Origin of the sequence: Nocardiopsis sp. NPDC049922 (assembly GCF_040660275.1) — a bacterium.
Classification (GTDB): Bacteria; Actinomycetota; Actinomycetes; order Streptosporangiales; family Streptosporangiaceae; genus Nocardiopsis.
In genome coordinates this window covers 138476-158613 of the sequence record NZ_JBFAME010000013.1, presented here as the reverse complement: position 1 = coordinate 158613, position 20138 = coordinate 138476, and the positions used below count along the sequence as shown (strand labels likewise).

Annotated in this window: 8 protein-coding genes; 3 read left to right on the top strand and 5 right to left on the bottom strand. The window is 68.0% G+C overall.

Features of this window, described 5'->3' with window-relative positions; all coding sequences use genetic code 11:
- On the bottom strand, positions 1-7955 hold a 7955-nt coding region (locus AB0I72_RS22275; protein WP_358571759.1), incomplete at its 3' end, for a DNRLRE domain-containing protein.
- Positions 7956-8210: 255 nt separating this feature from the next.
- On the opposite strand from AB0I72_RS22275, the gene AB0I72_RS22270 reads away from it, so the two are divergent.
- The gene (locus AB0I72_RS22270) at positions 8211-9767 is read left to right on the top strand and encodes a hypothetical protein (RefSeq protein ID WP_358571757.1); all 1557 of its coding nucleotides are present in this window, start codon (positions 8211-8213) and stop codon (positions 9765-9767) included.
- A 768-nt stretch (positions 9768-10535) separates the two neighbouring features.
- Positions 10536-11105: a hypothetical protein gene (locus tag AB0I72_RS22265; RefSeq protein ID WP_358571755.1), complete on the top strand. Its 570-nt coding sequence runs from the start codon at positions 10536-10538 to the stop codon at positions 11103-11105.
- A gap of 91 nt (positions 11106-11196) precedes the next feature.
- Here the strand turns inward: AB0I72_RS22265 and AB0I72_RS22260 are convergent, their stop codons facing one another.
- On the bottom strand, positions 11197-11697 hold the full coding sequence (locus AB0I72_RS22260) for a hypothetical protein (RefSeq protein ID WP_358571753.1): 501 nt from the start codon (positions 11695-11697) through the stop codon (positions 11197-11199).
- Between the two features lie 572 nt (positions 11698-12269).
- On the opposite strand from AB0I72_RS22260, the gene AB0I72_RS22255 reads away from it, so the two are divergent.
- Positions 12270-17381, top strand: a complete 5112-nt coding sequence (locus AB0I72_RS22255) for a glycosyltransferase family 4 protein (protein ID WP_358571751.1) — start codon at positions 12270-12272, stop codon at positions 17379-17381.
- 186 nt (positions 17382-17567) lie between these two features.
- Here the strand turns inward: AB0I72_RS22255 and AB0I72_RS22250 are convergent, their stop codons facing one another.
- The 3 genes from AB0I72_RS22250 to AB0I72_RS22240 all read right to left on the bottom strand — a co-directional run bounded on the left by AB0I72_RS22250 (position 17568) and on the right by AB0I72_RS22240 (position 20016).
- Complete coding sequence (locus AB0I72_RS22250; RefSeq protein ID WP_358571749.1) at positions 17568-17882, bottom strand: HU family DNA-binding protein; 315 nt, start codon at positions 17880-17882, stop codon at positions 17568-17570.
- 110 nt (positions 17883-17992) lie between these two features.
- Positions 17993-18289 carry a hypothetical protein gene (locus tag AB0I72_RS22245; protein ID WP_358571747.1) on the bottom strand — a complete coding sequence of 99 codons (297 nt, stop codon included), beginning with the start codon at positions 18287-18289 and terminating at the stop codon, positions 17993-17995.
- A gap of 47 nt (positions 18290-18336) precedes the next feature.
- Positions 18337-20016, bottom strand: a complete 1680-nt coding sequence (locus AB0I72_RS22240; protein ID WP_358571745.1) for a hypothetical protein — start codon at positions 20014-20016, stop codon at positions 18337-18339.
- Positions 20017-20138: the final 122 nt, after the last annotated feature.

Below are 20138 nucleotides of genomic sequence, written 5' to 3'. Positions count from 1 at the left end.
GTTTTCGCGTGTCCGGGTTCGGTCATCCCTGCCCGACCTGCTCGAATCCGGCGTTCGTGTCTTCTCCGGCGTAGCGCGAGAACTCCGGGGCCCTGCTGGATGGACGGGGTCGGGTTCAGGGTCCAGCTGTCCCTGGAGGAGAACCCACCGGTCGTCGGGTCGTACCAGCGGGCGTGCATGTTCACCCGACCGGTGTCCGGATCGGTGTACTCCCCCTGGTAACCCAGCGAACCCGTGGACCCCACCTGATCGGTGACCTCGCCATACGGCGTGTAGGTCCGCGATCCCGTGACCGTCCCGGTGGTCGGGTCCACGGCCGCGATCACGTCACCGTGCGCGTCACTGATGGTGATCGTGGCCCCGGTCCCGTCAGAGGTGGTGGTGGCCAGTGGTCCGCCGCCGAGATCGCGGGCGATGAGCTCACCAGCGATGTAGACCGCGTTGTTGCTCTGGTCGGCGTAGCGCACGCTCTGGCCACCGCGTTGGATGAGCCGGTTCAGGGCGTCGTAGGTGTAGCCGACCTCCCCGTCGCTGATCATGCGGCCACGGGCGTCGTAGGTGAACGCCGTGGTGGTGCCGCCGGACTCCGTGGTCTGGGCCAGGGTCCCTCGGGCGGTCCAGGTGTAGTCGATCCCCGCAGCCGTGATCAGGCGGTTGCGCTCGTCGTAGGTCGCGCTGTCCCCACCTTCCGAGATGCGGTTACCTGACGCGTCCCAGGTGTAGTCGGTGACCGTGTCGTCCGGAGCGGTCCAGCTGGTCAGACGACCCGCCTGGTCGTAGGTGTAGGTGTTCTCTCCCGCTCCGGCCACACCCACGGTGGTCTTGCCGGTGAGCCTGCTGGCGTCGTCGTAGGCGTAGGCGACCGAGACGACCGGCACAGGCCCGGGAGCGACGGTGGAGTCACTGGTCAGGCGACCCTCGGCGTCGTAGCCGAACGAACGCTCCACGGCGCTCTCGCCGTAGACGATGCTGTCCAAACGGCTGGCACTGTCATAGGAGTACTGGTGATTGGTGCCGGTGAGTGGATCGACGGCACTGGCCAGACGCCCCGCAGTGTCATAGCCGAAGGTGGTGGTGCCCGCCGCGTCGTCGCGGCGGGTGAGTCGCCCGTCCGTGTCGTAGGCGAACGAGGCGGTACCGGACACGCCGTCGGCGGTGAGGATCTGGCCCCGGTCGTTGTAGGTGTAGGTGTTACCGCCCACCGTCGTGGGCCGTCCGGCCAGGTCGTAGCCGAAGCCGTCGGTCTGGGTGGTCGCCTCGGCGCCGCTGCCGCTGACCTCGGTGATCCGCCCCAGCGCGTCGTACGTGGTGCTCTGGACGACACCGCCGGGCTTGCGCTCCTCGACCGGCTGTCCGGCCGCATCGTAGACGGTGGTCCAGGTGCGGTCGGCCATGTCCGGGTGGGCGCCGATGGACGGTTCGACCACCGATTCCGGCAGACCGTGCGTGGTGAAGGTGTACCAGGTGGTGTTGCCCCGTCCGTCGGTGAGCCGGGTGCGGTTGCCCGCGGCGTCGTAGCCGAAGGTCGTGGTGATGGAGGTGGTGTCGTCGACCGGTTCGGTGAGGGTGGTGACCCGGCCGATCGGGTCGTACGCGCTGGTGGTGGTGTGGCCCAGGGCATCGGTGACCGTGACGGGTCGCGAGTCGGCGTCGTAGCCGGTGCTCGTGGTCGCCAGGGCAGCCCCGGAGGCGTCCTCGACGGTGGTGTCGGTGGGCCGGCCAGCCAGGTCGTAGGTGGTGCGGACGGTGGTGCCCGCCGGGTCGGTGACGGCGGTGGTCAGGCCGGTGGGTCCGTAGTCGTAGGTGGTGCTCTGTCCGGCCGCGTTGGTTTGCGCGACGGGTTGGCCGACGGTGTTGTGGGCGGTGGAGGTCGTGACTCCGGAGGGGGTGGTGGTCGAGGTGCGGTTTCCGGCGTCGTCGTAGGTGTAGGTGGTGGTGTGGGCGGCGGGTGTGGGCTGGCGTTCGATCTCGGTCAGGGTGATCTGACGGCCGAGGTCGTCGTAGGTGGCCTCGGTGCGCGCCCCGGTCGGACCGGTCACGGACAGCTGCTCGCCCAGGAGGTCGTGGGTGAGGGTGGTGACCGGTGCGGTCGCACCTGCCTCGGCCGAGGGTTCGGTGATGCGGGCAGGGTTGCCGAGCTGGTCGTAGGTGTAGGTGGTGGTGCCGCCCAGCGGATCGGTCTCGGAGGCGATCCGTCCCGCGCTGTCATAGGTGGTGGAGACGGTGGGCGTCAGTGCTGTGCTGGAACCGGCGGGGGTGTAGTCGGGCAGGGTCGTGCTGACCGGGCGGCCCACCCGGTCGTAGGCGGTGCTGGTGGTGTTTCCGCGCTCGTCCTGCTCATGGGTGAGCTCGCCGAAGGCGTTGTGGCCGAAGGTCGTGGCGGGTCGTGCGGTGACCGCGTCGGTGTTCCACTCCTCGACGGTGACGGCCGGGCTGCGGCTGGTGGTGAGGTTGCCGAGGACGTCGTAGGTGTGGTCGGTGGTGGCTCCGCCCGGTGTGGTTTCGGAGAGCACCAGCCCGCGCTGGTCCACCACGCGGGTGGTGGTGAGGTCCTCGGCGCCGTTCTCGACGGTGCGGCTGGTCCAGGCTCCGGTGGCGTCGCGCTGGTAGGTGACCTTCTCGGTGCGGGTGCCCCCGGCCCCGGTGAGGGTCTCGGTGAGGACAGCGCCCGTGGCGTCGTAGGTGTAGGCGGTGCGGCGGGCCAATCCGCCCGGGTCGAGGACGGTGGCGGTGGTCAGACCGGCGGCGTTGATCTCGTAGGCCGTGGTGACCGTGCCGTTGCCGGTGGTTTCGCGGATGAGGTTGCCCGCCGCGTCGTAGGCGTAGGAGGCCAGGACGACGTCGCGGGTGGAGCCGTCCTGTTCTCGGAAGCCGACGCGTGTCTCCTGGGCGAGCAGGCCGTCGTCGTAGTAGGTGTACCGGGTGGTCCGGCCCATCGCGTCGGTGTGTTCGGCCAGGCGGCCCACGGGGTCGTAGGCGTAGGAGTCCAGGACGACGTCGGTGGCGGTCTGCGGGTCGTCGGGGTGGCCGGTGTAGTCGGTCAGAACGACCCCGGCCAGGTCACCGCTGGGGTTGTAGGAGTAGCGGAAGGTCTCCACGTCCGCCGTCGTGCGGCTGGCCTGGTTGCCGTAGGCGTCGTAGGTGTAGGTCTCCTTCTGGTTCTCGGCGTCGGTGGTCGAGGCGAGTCGGCCGTGGTCGTCGTAGGTGTGGGTGGTGGTGCGGGGGTCGTCGACGCCTTCGAGGTCGGTGACGGTTTCGGTCAGGACCCGGCCGTCGGCGTCGTAGGTGTAAGTGGTCGAGACCTGGTGGGCGGCTCCGGTGACGGCGTTGGCGGTGGCCGGTCCGGTGGCGGAGACCAGGCGGGAGGCACCGTCGTAGGTGTAGGTGGTGGTGATGCCGCTCGGGTGGTCGTCCGTGACGACGGTGCTGGAGGTCTCCCGGCCGAGAGCGTCGTAGGTGTGGGTGGTGACCAGGCCGTTCGGTGCCGTCACCTGCGCCAGGTCGCCGGTGGCGTAGTAGGTGTAGGAGGTGGTGCCGCCCTTGGCGTCGGTGGCGGTGAGCAGGAGTCCGGCTGGGACGGTGCCGCCGTCGACCGCGGCCTCGGTGCCGTCGGTGAAGGTCTGGGTGGTCGACCGGCCCTCGGGGAAACCACTGGTGGCCGGGGTGGTGGTGGCGACCCGGTCGCCGAAGGAGTTGTAGCCGTAGGCGGTCAGGTACGTGTCGTCGGTCGACCCGCTGGAGCGGGCGTCGCGTTCGGCGATCAGCTGGTCGTTGCGCGGGTCCAGCGGATCGTCGGCGTTGAGGAAGTAGTCGTAGTAGCTGGTGGAGCAGGACTGCGCGTCGGCCGCGTCACGGCAGGTGGTCTGGGAGACCTTGTTGCCGCGCTCGTCGTGACCGGTCCGGGTCACGGTGCCGTCCGGGGCGGTGGTGGCGGCGAGGAAGCCGCCGGTGTCGTAGGCGAAGGCGGCGGTGTTGCCGGACACGTCCGTCTGTGAGAGCAGGCGGTGGCCGTTGAGAGGATCGTAGGTGTAGCCGGAGTCGCGGCCGTCGGGGTCGGTGACGGTCACCGTGACCGTCGGGTCCTCGGCAGCCGCCTCCTGCTCCTCGCTCTCCTCCGCGACACCGGTCAGGGCGTGGTCGGAGACCTGGTAGGTCGCGCCGCCCGAGTCGGTGTACTCGCTGACGCGGTCGTGCACGGCGTCGTGGGCCAGCTGCACCTGTGTGCGTCCGCTCGGGAGGGTGATCGCCGTCAGCTTCTGGGAGAGCGTGCCCGCCGCGTGGTGCTCGGCTACGGTCTGGGCGCCCAGGGGGCGGCCGTAGACGGCGATCTCGTCGATGTCGCCGGAGAAGTAGGAGATGTCACCGCTGGCGGTGGGCCAGTCGGTCCAGTAACCGGCGCCGGCGTAGACGTAGCGCTGGTCGTCCTGGGAGATCTGCCCTTCGGCGGTGCCGACCCGGGCACCGTCCAGGTACAGCGACTGGGTGCTCCCCGCCGCGGTGAGGGCGGCGTGGTGCCACTGTCCGTCGTTGACGGCACCGGCCGAGGTGATGGGTGCGGTGGTGCCGTTGGCGAACTGCCCTCGCAGCTTGCCGTCGGCACCGACGTAGAGGGCGGGTGTGTGCGAACCGGGCGTCGCCTCGTCCAGGGTGTGGTCCTGGTAGCTGAACAGCACCCCGTCTCCGGTGGTACGGAACCACAGTTCGACCGTCAGGTAGGGGGTCTGGGTGACCAGCCAGTCCGACAGCCGCACGTGGGAGGAGGTGCCGTTGAACGTCGCCGCGGTCTCGGGGCTGCCCTGCAACGCTCCCGCGGCGCCGAGTTGGACGTCCTGGTAGGTACCGGTGTGCTGGTCGTCGGCCAGGAGCAGGTCGCTGGTGGCGTCACCGGAGCCCTCGTCCTCGCCGAGTCGCCAGTAGGCGACCGGCCCGGCGTCGTGGACGACGGTCCGGTAGTGGGAGCCGTCGGTGTAGGTGTAGCTGGTGCAGGCGCCGTCGACGTCCTCGGGCCCGCAGACCTGGGTGAGCCGGTCGCCGTCGTAGGTGTAGGTCCACGTCAGCGGTTCGGTCCCGCTCTCGGGGGCGTCCGTGGCAACGCTGCTGACCCGACCGCCGTCCCAGGTGAAGTGCAGGCTGCGGCCGCCGGGGTTGCTGACGCTGGCCAACGTGCCGTCAGCGGCGTAGTCGAAGGACTGGGCTCTCCCGCGAAAGTCGGTGACCTCGGTGATCCGACCGTTGGAGTCGAAGACGTAGGAGGTCTGGTTCCTGTCGCTCAGGCGCCATCCGCCCTCGGCCGTGGCGGTGAGGGTCGCGAAGCTGCCGAACGGGGGCGCGTAGGTGCCGTCGGGGTTCTGTCCGAACCGGACCTGCTGGCCGTGCGGGTAGGTGACGACGACGTTTCCGGTGCCGTCGCCGTCGGGCTCCACCCGCATGTCGAACCGGGTGCTCCAGCCGGAGCCGAAGATGTTGTCGGTGCGCGGGTCACGGCTGTTGTAGGTGCGGTTGATGGACAGCGCGGGTCCGACGGCGGAGATCTCGGCGTCGGTGGCGGCGGTGGTGTAGTTGCCGATCAGCGGGTCGACGTCGCGTCCCGCGCCGCTGAGGCCGACGCCGCCCAGGTGGCGGGTGATCGCGGGCTGTTCGACGGCGGTGACGACGGGGTAGTACGGGCTGGCCGGGCTCGTCTGGGTTCCCTCTCGGGTCTGCACCCGCCAGTGGAACTGCTCGCCCCAGGTCAGGGTGTCCGCGGGAACACCCCACGTGCGGGCGTCCTGCCACCCCGAGTCAACGCAGTCGGTGGGCTCGCCGTCGGTGTCGGCGCAGACCTCGAACCAGTACTCCAATGTGGCGTTGGCGGGCCAGTCGTCGATGCTCTCGGCGTCCGCGAAGAGGGTCGGGGTGAGACTGCCGACCTGGCCGCCCGGGCGGGGGTAGACGTCGTTGATCCGGGGGCCGACGTCCTGTGAGGTGACGCTGGCGGCGGACACGGGCACGCTCTGGTCGGAGAGCCAGGTCTGGTCGCGCAGCCTCTGCATGTCGAAGTTGATGATGTACTCGCCCGGAGGCAGCGAGGGGACGCGGGCGTCGAGGGTGGCCGAATCGCCGGGGGTGAGCCGTTCGTTCAGTCGGGTGAAGGCGACCGCCTCCAGGAGCTCCCCGGTGTCCTTGTCCCGCACACGGGTACCCAGACGAAGCTCGTTCCAGCCCTGGGGTTCCCAGTCGAAGGCACCGAGATTCGTGACGGTCACGTCGACCTCGCCGCCCTGACCGCCGGTCACCGGTTCGGTCAGGGACCCGACGTCGTAGGAGGCGCCCCACGCGCTGTGGGTGATGGCCAGGTAGGGCGGGTTGGCGGACTGTCGGCTCCCGAAGCGCTTCCAGGTGTAGCTGGAGTCGAAGTCGGCCTGGATCGACAGACCGTGGTTGGCCTCGGACCCGTCGACCCAGCCCTGGACCAGGTCGACGCCGTTCTTGCCGAGGTCGATGGTCTCCCATTCCGACCCGCCGCAGGTCTCGCCGTGGGCGAAGGACTCGGCCGCGACGGCCGAGCTGTCGGCGGAGGGCCGGTTGTTCCAGGTGACCGTGGTCGCCGACCACGACTCGGTGACCTGGTGGACGCGGACCTCGCGCGGGTCGCACTTGGACGACCAGTGGTTGAACAGCACGAGGTCGGCGTTGAGGATGTAGCGGTTGTCCAGCTGACTGGTGACATCGCTGAACTTCATGTAGCTGATGGCCCTGCTGGCGCCACCGTTGTAGCTGCCGACCTTGAGTTCGTCGTCGCCGCTGTAGTTGGTGGTGGGCCAGTCGTCCTGGACGTAGGAGTCCCCGTTGGTGTCGATGTCGGCGACACTCGGGTCCACCTGGACGGGGTAGACGCGGTCGGGGTCGTCGAGCCAGGCGTCATCGAGGACGACGATGAGGGACCACTGGCCGCTGTTCTCCTCCAACCGGTAACCGACGTCACCGGAGACGGCGGGTCCACCCGTTTCGGGGTCCCGGGAGGAGTCCTCCATCCAACCGGTGGGGATGACCGCCTGCGCCTGGTCCTCCCCGTCACGGAAGACGACGGCTCCCTGATCGTCCAGCTCCGGGGCCAGGCCGTTGAGTTCGAGGGGGAAGACCCACTCCCGGGGAGCGTCGGGAGAGTTCAGGATGATCGTCTCCTTGACCATCCCGGGCCCGGCCTGGAGTGTCAGGTCGGCGTCGGGCCGAACGTCCTCGTAGTGAACGGTGTCGCCCTGGACGCTCCCGGCCACGTCGGAGGCGCCGTCCACACCGAACGTGACACTGTGCTCGCCGTTCTCGCTCACGCCGAGCGCGACCAGGTCCGGGGAGTCCCCCTCGGAGGAGAGGGTGAGGTCGGTCTCCTCCGCGGCCATGGCGAGACGCGTCCCGTCGCCGCTGCTCAGGCTCTGCGCGCCATTGGCCTCAGCGTCCGAGACCAGTGTCGTGTCGATCTCCTGCCAGGTACCGTCCTCGCCTCGAAAGTGCACCGGTTCGGGGTAGACCTGCGTGGTGGTGGTGCCGTCGGGGTTCTCGAACTCCTTGCTCCAGCGCGTCCTCTGCTCCGGCAGTTCCACGCTGCGTTCGGGGTCGAAACCCAAACCCTCGGTCGCGGCGGAGGTGTCGGACTGCTGTGTGAACTCCTGAGGAGCGATCTCCGGCTCGATCGGAGCGAACGGCGCCGCGTCCCCCTGCAGTGGCAGGGCGTCCCCGTCGACAGCGAGGTCTCCCGCGTCGACGCTGTTGGTACCGGTGGCATCGGTCTGGTCGGCGGACACCTCGTGCTCACGCCCTTCGGCGCTACCGCTGAGCTGCTCGGGGCCCTCCGGAGTCTCGGCGGGAACGGGCGCCACGGCCGCGTTCTGAGCCAGAGCTGGCTGTGGCAGCAGGCTGAGCACCAAGGAAAGAGCCACGGCACTGGCCAGCCACGGCGTCCAGGTCCGCTTGTCCAAGATTCCGCCACGGCGCGACGCGTGCACGAGGCTCCCTCGCTCGAAAACCAACAGCAACGAGTCGGCCTCATGAAGCGAAGAGGCCGACTCGACAGAACCCGGACACTGTAGAACAAAATTAATGAATATGGAGTAACCATTAAATAACGAGAGGAAAGTAACAAATAGGTATAAATATCAACAAACCTCGTGATCAACGCGAGACGCAAGGTGGTTATGGTTCCGCCGTTCACCCGATTCGGCTGAAGGGGACCGATGAAGCGCAAGGGCTCTCAGCTGCCCACCTCGACGAAGTGGCTCGCAGCCGCGGCAGGGCTACTGCTGCTCGGTGGCGTGGGCACCTACGCCCTCGTCGCGGGCACGAGCGATCCCCGCGCGGAATCCTTCGACTTCAACGGCGACGGATTTCCCGACCTGGCTGTCGGGCTTCCCGGAGACACCCTGAACGGCGACCCGAACGCCGGATCGGTCGCCGTCGCGACGGGCAGTATCTCCCGGCTCATCGGAACCAGCTACCTCCTCAACCAGGACTCAGCGGACGTCGCGGGTGCGCCAGAGGAGGGCGACAGCTTCGGACAGGCCTTGACCAGTGGCGACTTCGACGCCGACGGGTACGCGGACCTCGTGATCGGCGCCCCTTTCGAGGCCGTCGGGGAGACCGAGGGCGCCGGTTACGTCACCATCCAGTACGGCAGCGGCTCGGGGCTCATCAACGACCGCAGCCAGTCCATCCACGAGGACAGCGCGGGCATACCCGGAACTGTGGTCAAGGACGAGGTCTTCGGTTACTCCCTCGCCACGGGCGACCTCAACAGCGACGGATACGACGACCTCGCCATCGGACAACCGCTCGACTCCGCGAACGGGAAACCGAACGCGGGCACTGCCCGTGTCATCTTCGGGTCGGCCTCCGGACTCGACATGAGCACGACGATCTCGATCGACCAGCTGACCGCGAACGTTCCCGGCGTCCCGGAGTCCGGCGACCGGTTCGGTGAGCAGATCGCCATCGGCGACATCGACGGAGACGGCAAGGACGACCTGGTGTCCGGCACCATCGGCGAGCAGATCTCCCGGAGTTCGGACCGTGGATCCATCCACGTGCTGCTGGGACCCTTCACGGATGCTCCGGCCGGCTGGGACACCATCAACTCCGCCGATGTCGACGGCATCGGGGAGTTCTCCGGAAGTGCCCTGGCCCTCGGCCACTTCAACGACGACCCCTACCTCGACGTCGCGGTCGGTGTCTCCGACCAGAAGGTCGGCGAGGACGGCGCGGCCGGAAGGTTGGCGGTCTTCCACGCGAGCGCGGACGGCCTCTCCCCTGACAACGTCGAGCTCATCGACCAGGACACGCCCGGGGTTCCCGGTGGTCCGGAGCCGGAGGACTACTTCGCCGCGGACCTGGCGGCGGGTGATGTCGACGGTGACGGCGTCGACGACCTGGTGGTGGGCATGCGCAGTGAGGCCATCGGCAGCGCGACCGGCTCAGGAGCGGCCTTGGTTCTGTTCGGCAATGCCACCGGTGGTCTCGCGGCCGCTGACTCGGTGTGGATCGATCAGGATGTCGCCGGAGTCCCCGGTGTCATCGCTGAGGACGACCACTTCGGTTGGACCGTCGGTGTGCTGGACATGAACGGGGACGGGCTCGCGGAGCCTCTCATCGGGGCGCCTGGCAACAGCCATGGCACGGTCACCCTGCTGGAGATGGAACGGGGCTCCATGGTCTCCGCGACGGCTTACTCCCAAGCCGATCTCGAACTCGAAGCGGGCTCCGGGGCAGACGCCTTCGGCATCGCCCTGCCCAAATAGGAGCAAGGACGGCTGCGCTCGCTCCTCTACGGCACACGCTTCCCCGCCGGGGAGTGTCGGGTGTCAGCCGTCGTGGTCGCGACTCCGTAGTCAGGACACCACGTTCTGGCTCCGGTGTTCCGGAACCCCGTGCTTCCTTGTGGTTTTCCACGGTCCTCCGATGGCACAACACCCCTCGCCAGGCCAAAGCGATCCGGGGCGCGCCACGGCGAACCGCGCCTGTTCCCACCGAGGCAGTGACGGGCCGGTGGTGCACCCGGAGGGTGGACGGGGTCCGGCGGAACACAGGGCAACCGGGGACAACTAGGGGACATACAACGCCTCTACCTGCGAATTCTCGTGTTTTCGCAGGTCAGGGAACTCCCCCCACTACAGCTCGATTCCCGTCATCCGCTCCGAACAGTGTTAGGCCAGGTCATTCGGGGTTCTCCGAACACCTGGCCTCACGCGTTTCCAGGGCTCCGGACAGCCCGTGTGAACACATCCGTCCCAGACGTGAAGCTTGTCCCACGCGGCGGTGTTCAGTACGGCTCGCACGAGCCGTTACACCTCGGGTCCGCCCTCTGGCCCTAGCCGTCCTGCGCTTGGCGCTTCCTCCCAGCGCCCCCGCCCTGGTCGACCGTACGCTGAGGACCCGTGCCCAGCCCTTCAGTGACAGGTCTCGAGCGGCTAACGTGACAGGTGATCGGCCGCGCTTCCAGGACACGTGTCCGGACCGTCTGACCCTCGCGGCCCGCGCGGCCCGAACCGAAGAAGGGACCCATCACCATGCTCCTGCCCGCGCTCTTGGCGTTCTCCTACGGGGGTCTGACCTCCGACCAGGTGCGGTGGCTACACGACACGCTTCAGCTCGAAGAAGGGACGCCCCGCACCGAGGGCTACGGGGCAGCAGCGAGCATCGCACACCGCACCTTCACCGATGGCACGTCGGATCACCTCGTCCTGGAGCTTGGACGAGTTGGCGAGGACACGTGGGCGTTCTCCCTGTACTTCGAGGGGGAACGGCCCTCGGACGAGACCGTCGAAAGCCACCGGCGACTGTTCCGCGAACTCATCGAACAACTCGGGCTCACGCTCCTCGAGATCACCCCGGCCGCGACCGCAGACGAAGTCTTCGCCGCTCGCCCGCAGCCCGGCAACGTGGAGGGGGGAGTCGGTGTCTCCTGGGACCTCCCCTACAAGGAACTGGACCAGGCCTGGTTCCATCTCGGCCTGCGCAAGGACGCTCCTCGGGAAGTGAAGGCGGTCAAGCTGCGCGAGTTGATGAGCTTCCCGATCTGGTCCGTCGCTCCCGAGCCGCTCCGCAGCCAGGCCGAGGAGTTCCTCCGCGACACCTGATCCGACCGGGGTGGGGGTAGGCCGACCGCACCCCCACACCGATCGGGACTGGTATGGAGGTACGGCCGGTCACGAGGACCGGAATCCGCCTCTACTCCCCGACGAACGTCTGGGCCAACAGTTCCTTCGCCAGATCCGTGGCGAGCCGCGCCAGTGCCTCGCCGTCGTGGCCGGGACCGAAGGCGGCTCCCGGGGAGATTCGTGCAGCGAGCTCTTCCAGCAGTCCGGCGACGATCATCGCGCGTAGCTCCGTGATGATCACGTCGCGGACCGGCTCGTCGGAAGGCCGCGCCTGCGGACTACGGTCTCCGTCGAGCCGCCGTCGGAGATCAGCCGCCCGCTGAGGCAGGGAGATCGGCTCCGCCCGCTGACCCACGTACCGCTTCGCGGCGAGCGAGTGCTCGAACGGATCAGGCGTTTCACGCTGTGTGTCGAACGGCGCCGGCGTGCCGCCCGCCAGGACCGAACGCAGATTCCGCAGCGCGGCATCGACTTGTGCCGACGGGCCGTCCACCTCCGGCATCGCGTCGAGGACCCCGATCGCGGCGTTCCGTAGGCGCATGTACTCAGCTTGAATCCTGTCGTCGGTCATCTTTTGTTCCCCATCCTCCCCGGCTTGCGTTCGGCACATCAATCAAGGCCCGGACACCCTCTGTCGTCCTGTCTCCCCGAGCGACGACGGCAGGCCTGAACACCGGCCACTGCACAGTTTCAGGTCATTCTTCTATGTATGATGCCGTATCACACATTTCGGCGTGATGCCCGTTATCTATCGTGACGCCCCTTCACCACTCCTTGGCCAGTCGGGAGGATGCCTGTGCCTTCGCGGTCGCGCGAAGCCAAGGAGGAGTTCCACGTCACCCCGTACTCTCACGACGAATGTGACCCCATCGTCGTGCTCTGTCACTACGATCCCGTGGTCGAGGACGGGGTTTCGGGCAACTGTGGCACGGACCGCCGCGTCACCGTTCGCGCTCGGCGGCGGTCCTGGCCGGTGGACGGCGCGGTGTAGCCGGTGAAGACGCATGTGTTCGGACCGCGGCATGCCGGTCCCACAGGGGAGCCGTCCGCAGCCGACCTCGCCACAATGCAGGAACCCACGACTGTCCGCGAGCATCCAATCTCGGATCGGTCTCCGAAGAACGTCCCGAGGAGCAGCCAGTGATGGACGAGTACGCGCGGTCGTCGCACGAGCGGGAGGCGGCGCGCAGCGAGGGCGCGCGCTCCCGGCTGGAAGCGGACCCGATGAACGCCGCGGTCCAGGAGTCGCAGGCCGCGCCCGTCCTGGAGCGTGAGCGGTTGCTCCAGGACTACCAGCGGCGTCTGTCTGAGACACACCCTGCCGACGGGGAGGCGGTCTGGCAGGAGTTCTCCGAGGAGTGGGCGCGGCTGGCCCGACAAGGCGGCGCAGACCGGACCGGCCTGCGCATCCTCGCCTACTGCACAGAGTGGGACCCTCACAAGGGCGGCATCGTGGCCGTCAACCGCAACCTCGTCGAGGGCCTCGCGGCCGCCGGACACGAGGTCTTCGTACGCGTCGGGCACGAGGTGCCGCCCAACGTGCCCGGCAGCCGTATCCATCTCATCGGGCCTCGGCAGTACGACCCCGGCCGCGGCGAGCAGGAACAGCTCGTCTACGACGGCGAGGAGCTGCCGTCGAACGTGGACGCCATCATCGGACACAGCCGCTACTCCGGTCCCGAAGCGTTGCAGGTGCGCGACGAGCGGTACCCGGACACACCGTTCGTGCAGGTGGTCCACATGGTGACCGGTGCGCTGGCCCGAGTGGCGAAGCGGCCGGACCTGGAGGTGGAGTTCGAAGGCATCGAACGCCGCATGGTCGCCGCTGCCGACATGGTCGCGGCGGTCGGCCCGACGCTGGAGAAGGAGGCCCACCGGCTCGCCGCCACCAACCCGGGCGATCATGTTCCCGCCATCCACCAGATCATCCCCGGCGTCCCTTTCGAGGAGCAACGGCTCCCGCCCTGGGATGGGGAACGGACACGCCACGTATTGCTGGTCGGCCGTGGTGACGCCCCACAGAAAGGCGCCCACCACGCCGCGCTCATGGTCCGCCGGTTGTTGGACGAGGGTACTGACGTCCAGCTGACCGTACGCGGTGCCGCCCCGGAGACGGTAGAGGACGTGCAGGAACGGCTGTCCGCCATCGCCGGCCGGGAGGTCGTGGTCAAGCCGTTCTCGATCGATCGAGACGAGCTCCTGGCCGACATGCGGCAGGCCGACGTGATGGTCATGCCCTCGCGGGCGGAGGGCTTCGGGCTGGTCGGGTTGGAGGCCGCTGGCGCAGGGCTGCCCGTCATGTTGCCCACCACGAGCGGAGTCGGGACCCTCTTCGGAGACCCGAGTCGCTTCCCGCCCGAGCTCACTCGCCTCATGCTGGTCGAGCAGGGCTTCGAGGACGACGTGGACGTCGAGCGCTGGACCGAGAATCTGCGGGAGATCCTGCTCGACATTCCCGCGGCCAGGAAGAACGCGCTTGCCCTGCAACGCCTCCTGAGCGAGGCCGACACGACGTGGGTGGGCGCGGCCGAATCCCTGGTCGTCGGGATCCAAGCGATACCGGATCGTGGCGCGCCGCGCCCCCAAGCGCCAGAGATGCCCGCGATGACGGGCGACGGTTGGGTGAACTGTGCCGAAGGCCACCCGCACTGGGGCCGCTTCGGTGCCGCCGGGCTGCTGCCCACCCACCGTGCCGCGAACGGCGAGACGTTCGTGCTCATGCATCACCGAGGCGCGGACACCGACCAGGGAGGAACCTGGGCACTGCTTGGCGGCGCACGCGACAACGGCGAGTCCCCGGCCGAGGCCGCCATCCGCGAGGCCGCCGAGGAGAGCACTCTCGGCCGCGCCGACGTCCACGTCGAGCGGGTCGTTCGGAACGACCACGGCGGCTGGTCGTACGACACCGTGATCGCCACGGTCGACCGACGGATGCCGGTCGAGCCGGTCGACGGCGAGACCGTGGCCCTGGAGTGGGTCCCGGTCTCCGAAGTCCAGAACCTGAACCTTCACCCCGACTTCGCCGAGAGCTGGCCGAGGCTCCAGGCCGACCTCGAAGCGGTGCTGAACGGCGAACAGCCCGCCGTCGGCGTCGTGGCCGACGCCATGCCCCGCACCAGTGCGCTCCCGCTGCCCGCGCACCCGGTCACCGGCTCGCGTGTGGTCGCCAGGCAGGCGCTCGAACACGGCGACGGTATCTCGATCAGGGAACTGGCCACGTTCGAGGACGGCGCCCGGGCCGTCTACGAGAAGTACGTCCAGACCGAGGACGCCAGAACCAAGGTGCTCGACTCGCACGTCGGCCGGGCGGTGGGCTCCCGCATCCCGCTGTCACACCCGGTGGGACTCCGCGAGGTTTATACCGACCACATGCATGGTGAACCGGCGTCCGCTCGCCATCGGAATCTGTCCGACCTGGCGGACCAAGGGCTGACCGCGACCCGCGACGGCGTGTTCCTCGGCCTGTACCACTCGCTGACCGCCGTCCACGGCGTGACCACCGACCAGCTCGTCCTCGGGGGACGGGAGAGTCTGATCGCGGCCGACGCCGGCACCACCTCGCAGGCTCCCTTCCCGGACGCGGCGAATCCGTTCGTCCGAACCTTCTTCCGGGATGTCGAGCCGAACAGGTTCTCTTGGGTGGACAATCCGATCTCCCCTGGCGACATCGAGATCATGCGGCGACAGCTCGAGGGCCTTCGTCCCCTGTTCGACCAGCTCGGTCGGCCCGATCTGTTCCATGCGCGCATGGAGCGGTTCGATCAGGTGGCGGAGCACGCGACCGGAACCGATCTGCTGCTGGCCAGAGCTCCTGGCCACCAGGTCACGCTGCCGAACCAGGCTTCCGAGAAGCACCACCGTCTGCCCCCGTCCCTGGGCTCGCAGGAACGAATCGACCATCAGCGGATCGGTGAGGCGCTGATGAGCGACGATGACCGCATCACCGACACCAGCCAGGCGAAGACCATCGCGATCGAGACCCTCGCCCAGCGGATGCGGACCCCAACCAGAGAGCTCGTCCTCGCGGCGTTCGGCCTGAAGGTCGGAACCGACATGCCACAGAGGCTGGGCGATCACCGATACGTTCTCGTACCGTTCAACGAGCAGTACCCCTCCATGGGCGCCGACGTCCTCCACGTCGACGAACTCGACCCGGCTGAGCCCAGACACGCTCCGGACAAGATCGTGCGCATGGACCGACCAGAGGCTGACACTCTGGTCCGCCAGATCGCAGTCAGCGAAGTGATGGGCGCCTGGGCCTACGGCTCCAACAACAATGCGCGCGCACTGGCGCTCCAAGAGGCCGCCAAAGAGGAGTTCGACCTCCCCCGAGTCCTGGATTGGAACCCGGACGCGGAGACGCGCAAGAAGGTGGACATCGAACTGCTGTACAGCCGCACTGCGTTGCGGGACTTCGTACGTACCCAGTACGAGATGACCCAGGAGATCCTCGCCGAACGCGGCGTCTCAGAGTTGATCGGCTATCGGACCTTGACCTGGCAGGAGGGAGCGCCCCAGCCCGAGTGGGCCGATCTGAACGTCGGTGCCAGTTTCCAACCGCTTCGCCGACCGTTGGAGAGCTGGTCGGCGGACCGGCAAGTCGCCGCTACTTGGCTGGAGACCCGCGGAGGCTCCGGTGTGATTCTGGTCGACCGCATGCCCGCACAGGACGTCCTGTCCGTCCCATTGACAGGAATGGGCTACCTCGAGCAGAAGGAATGGGTCGCGCTGCCCGGTGACCGACCGAGCACGCTGGACGGCGTCTCCGTCGGACGGAGTCAGGAACGTGCCGCGGAGCGTACCGCGGCGAGCAGTGTCAACGTCGGTGGCCCTGCTCTGGGAGGCGGCGAGGACGCCCTGCCGGAGGATCCAACGAACAGCCCGGACGCCCAGGTCCAGGGCTCCGACCCCCAATGGCAGCCACTGGAGATCACGGGTCACCAGCTCAACCCCACCGACTTGTTCGACCACCAGACGATCCGGACCCTCGACGGTGAGCAGCACCCGGACTGGTGGCCCCGGGACGACTCCGGCTACTCCATCTCCAGACGCGACCTGGACTTCCTCGGTATCGATCCGGTCCAGATCAAGTGGTTGGCCAGCAAGGAAGCCCCCATGGGGATGACCCCGGAGCTCTATGAGCAGTTCGGCACGGAGTTGTTGGAGGCCCTGCAGCGGGACGGCGTCCCACCGGATCAGGTCGACATTCGCCTCAAGGGAACCGGTTCCGGCTTCTTCTCGGGGATGCACAAGGAGCTACCCCGACAGGAGGACATATCGGACAATCCCGAGGCGGCCAAGCGCATGCAGGAATGGTTCGGCGACAGCGGGGAACGCCCTAAGCGCCGTCCGCATGACTCGATGTGGCGGCTCGGTCTGGAGTCCGTACCGAGCGACTTCGATCTCGATATCAACAGCACCCGCATGATCCGTGCCGCCCGCGAGCACTGGGAGGAACATCACTCCGACCGCTACTCGGGCGACTTCATGGGCGGGCACGGGTACTTGGACAAAGACGCCGTCAAGGGGGCCTTCCCGAATCTGGCCGACTGGACGGACAAGTGGGAGAACAAGCTGGGTCGAGAGATCTCCGTGGGGGCCTTCGAATCCAGCGGGCCCATCAACGCGACCAAGTTCGGACGTGCCCTCTCCGGGCACTTCCGCAGTACCGACTGGATCATCCACAACCCTGACCAACCCTGGGCTGAACGGTCCAAGAGGCAGGCCCAGACCTGGCTGTCGGAGTACTGGAAGCATTCGCAGGCTCTTATCCGACGCGGGGAGCTCACCGCTGAGACCGCCCCGACGATGCTGAAGCTGCACCCCCAAGCCGACCGCATGGCCACGGTGGCCTATGCGGGCCAGGACGAACAGCTCATGGAACACGTCCGAAACCAGACGGTACAGAAGGCCGTGTTCCAGGCGGGCCAGCTCGGCGTGGACAACGCCGCCCTGCCGTCGCACCCAGAGCAGTTCCTCTCCGCGACCGACGAGGAGAAGAAGCGCTACGCGGCCTCGATGAGACCTGGCAAGACCCCGGCCGCCGGGAAACCCGCGGACACCGCGAAGACGGCGCCACGCCCCCAGCGGAGGCTGTCTCCCCCGGGGAGCGGAAAACCCGCGCACGGCACCCAGACGCCATCACGCCTCCAGCAAAGGCTGTCTCCCCCGGCCTCAGGGGGCACCAAGCCGTCCCCCACTGGCAATGGCCGACAGAACCAGGGCCAAGAGGAAGGCCCTGACATGGAACGGTAGCGGTGTGGTCAGAGGGAGGCACGGGGTCCGCCCGTACCGATGACGGCCGCTTCCACACGATCGATCATGACGACGTCACGGGCAACATCAACCACAAACCGTGACGCACTCAACAAAAAGAGCCCTGAAGGGTGCACCCTTCAGGGGTCTTTTCCCTGAAAGCCGCAGCTGGTGGAAATTCCATCCTCACCGAGGCCGGCCGATGCGTTGGTTGGTCTGGCGAGTCGCGCTGAACTTCAGCACGGAGTAGTCGTCGACCTTGTCCTCACCGCCCTTGGTGAACCTCACCGGGTGACCTTTGTGCCATTGCCGCTCAAAGCTGCCGAAACCGGTCAGAATAAGGCGATCACCTCGGCTCACCACGTCCATGAGTTCAGCGATGGCGGCGTCGTAGATTTCAGAGACGACCCTCTGCGGAAGCCCAACGCGGCGCGCCACCGCCGCGATGAACGCGCGCTTGGTCACGCGCTCCGAACCCTCAGAGGTCTGGGTCGCCGCCATGTCCGGTCCTCCGTCTTGAGCAGGGCACAATGTCATATTTTCGCTCGTAGACGAGCCTATCCGGCCCTCGTCGGAGGGTCAAAGCACCGCTCGGCGCGCCGACGGGGTGCTCAGTCGAACTCGCGTTCATCCGTGAACTCCGTCTGCTCCTCCACCTCCACCACCTTGCGCGTGCGCTTCGGTCGCGTTGCGCGCACATCGTCGCGCAGATTGTGCTGGGCTGCATCCATCCGTGATTGGGCCGCTTTCTGCGCGAACCCCAGCCCCGACTCGACCGCTTTCTCCGCGACCTGACCGATACCGCCTCCCCGCTCGCGCCGCCTGGCCGCGTCCTCCTCCATTTCCTCCCAACGCTTGTGGTCCTCTGGCTCGATACCGAAAACTTTGAACCAGTCGACGTCACCCATGATTGCGCCTTTCTCTGCGCTTGTTCACTTTCTACCCCGGTGGCCGGTCAACCACCGAGTTCAGGCCCGTTGTCCTGTTCTGGATCCGCCCCCCGGGGAGTAATTCTGATCGCAGGACGAACGGCTGACGGCATATCGTTGGCTTTCTGGTTGGCGAACATCCTGAGCCGCCTCGCCGTGGCACTCGACGATGGGCGCCCCCCGGAGGGATCCGTCGGGCGCCTGTCGCCTTCCCCTCGCTGCCCGCGATCGGTCCGCGCACGGTCGGTCTGCTCGCCGAACCCGCTGTTCGCGCTGATCAGATCGCGCATCCGCTGTTCCCACTCGGGCCCCAGACTCTGTCGCCACTGCGCCACCTTCTGCGGGTGCGTCCGCTCCATGGCCTGCAGCGACTCGACGAACCCGCCCACGTAGACCAGCTTCTGGTCCCGCTCGCTGATACCGTCGCCGCGCATGGACGCGAACATCGTCCGCGCCCTGTTCAGCCGCGCACGTGCCGAGGGATCCGCGATCTGCTCGACCACCTCGGGGTGGTGCAGGGTCTTGGAACCGACGACGTACTGCTCCAGGACCGCCTTGAACTCGGCTGGGCTCCTCGTGCTGGTGAGTTCGGCGTACATGGTCCGGGCCAGCTCGGCACGGTGCTCGTCGGTACCCATCGGCTCACGCAGCGAGAACGTCCCGCCGGTGATCAGGTCGCCGTTGTGGGCGTCGACGTAGTCCCCCTCCCAGACCTTCCTCGTCTGTTTGGTGTCCTCGTCGACGACGGTCGTCGGTTCGGACCTGACGAACCGGCCGTGCCCCAGTTCGGCGAAGACCGCCGCCTGCTCGGGGTCGCGTTCGATGAGCTGACCGACGATGCCGCGCATGTCGCGCGCGACCTCCTCGCGGTCCAGGCCGTCCTCGTCCACACAGTCGTAGAGCGCTCCGAGGGCACTCTCGTAGTTCCGCCTGACGAGGTTCCGGTCGGCGCCGGGCCTGCGCATCTCGTCGTAGGCGTTCTGGGCGATCCCCACATGCGCCAGTGCGGCGCTGTGCTCGGTGAACAGGTCGCGACCGCCGCGTTCCAGCCGTTCGAGGCGCTCCAGGCGCCTGCGGTGCATCCACCCGGACGGGCCCCGCATGCCTTCCCGTCCCTCGCCGGTCCGGTCGTGGTGCTGAGCCTCCTTCGCACGTGACTTCTCGCCCTTGGCGGTGATCCTCGCCTCGCGCCGGGCCTGCCCGCCGATGGCGGTGGCCATCTGCCCGGCGTACTCGCCCGTCACCGCGCGGACGTTGGGCGAGAGCAGCCACATCGCCGTGCCCATGCCCACGGTGGTGAGCACGTTCTGCGCGGTGAGCCCGCCCTTGAGCGGTTCCAGGCACTGGATCACCATCTGCTGGACGTACGCCCGGTGCAGGTCGTTCAGCTGTCGGCCCTGGTCGGACCGGGACGCACCCGGCGAGGCGATGCGCGAGGTGCGCAGGTGGCGGACGAACTCGTCCTGCGCGTGCTGTGTCTCAAGCCTGAGCCTGGCCAGTGGATCACCGTCGTGCCCGGCCGCGTCGCGCCTGGCCTGTCGCTGCTTGTCGGCCAGTTCTCGGTCGTACCGCTCGCGCTGGGCCCGCGGGGAGTTGGCCCTGTGCCTCGCGCGACGCTGACGTCCGGTCTCCTTGCCGACGTCGCGCGCCTCGGTGTCCGCGGTGTCCTCGACGGGGTCGGGGGCCCGGTACGTCTTGGCGTTCAACGTCCTCTTCTTACGCGTCGCCACGACCGTCTCCGTCCTCGCCCGTCCCGGTCACCTCACCTGGACGCGCGCCGGTCCGCCCACCACGGTCTCTTCGTCCATCAGCCATGCCGCCACCCCTC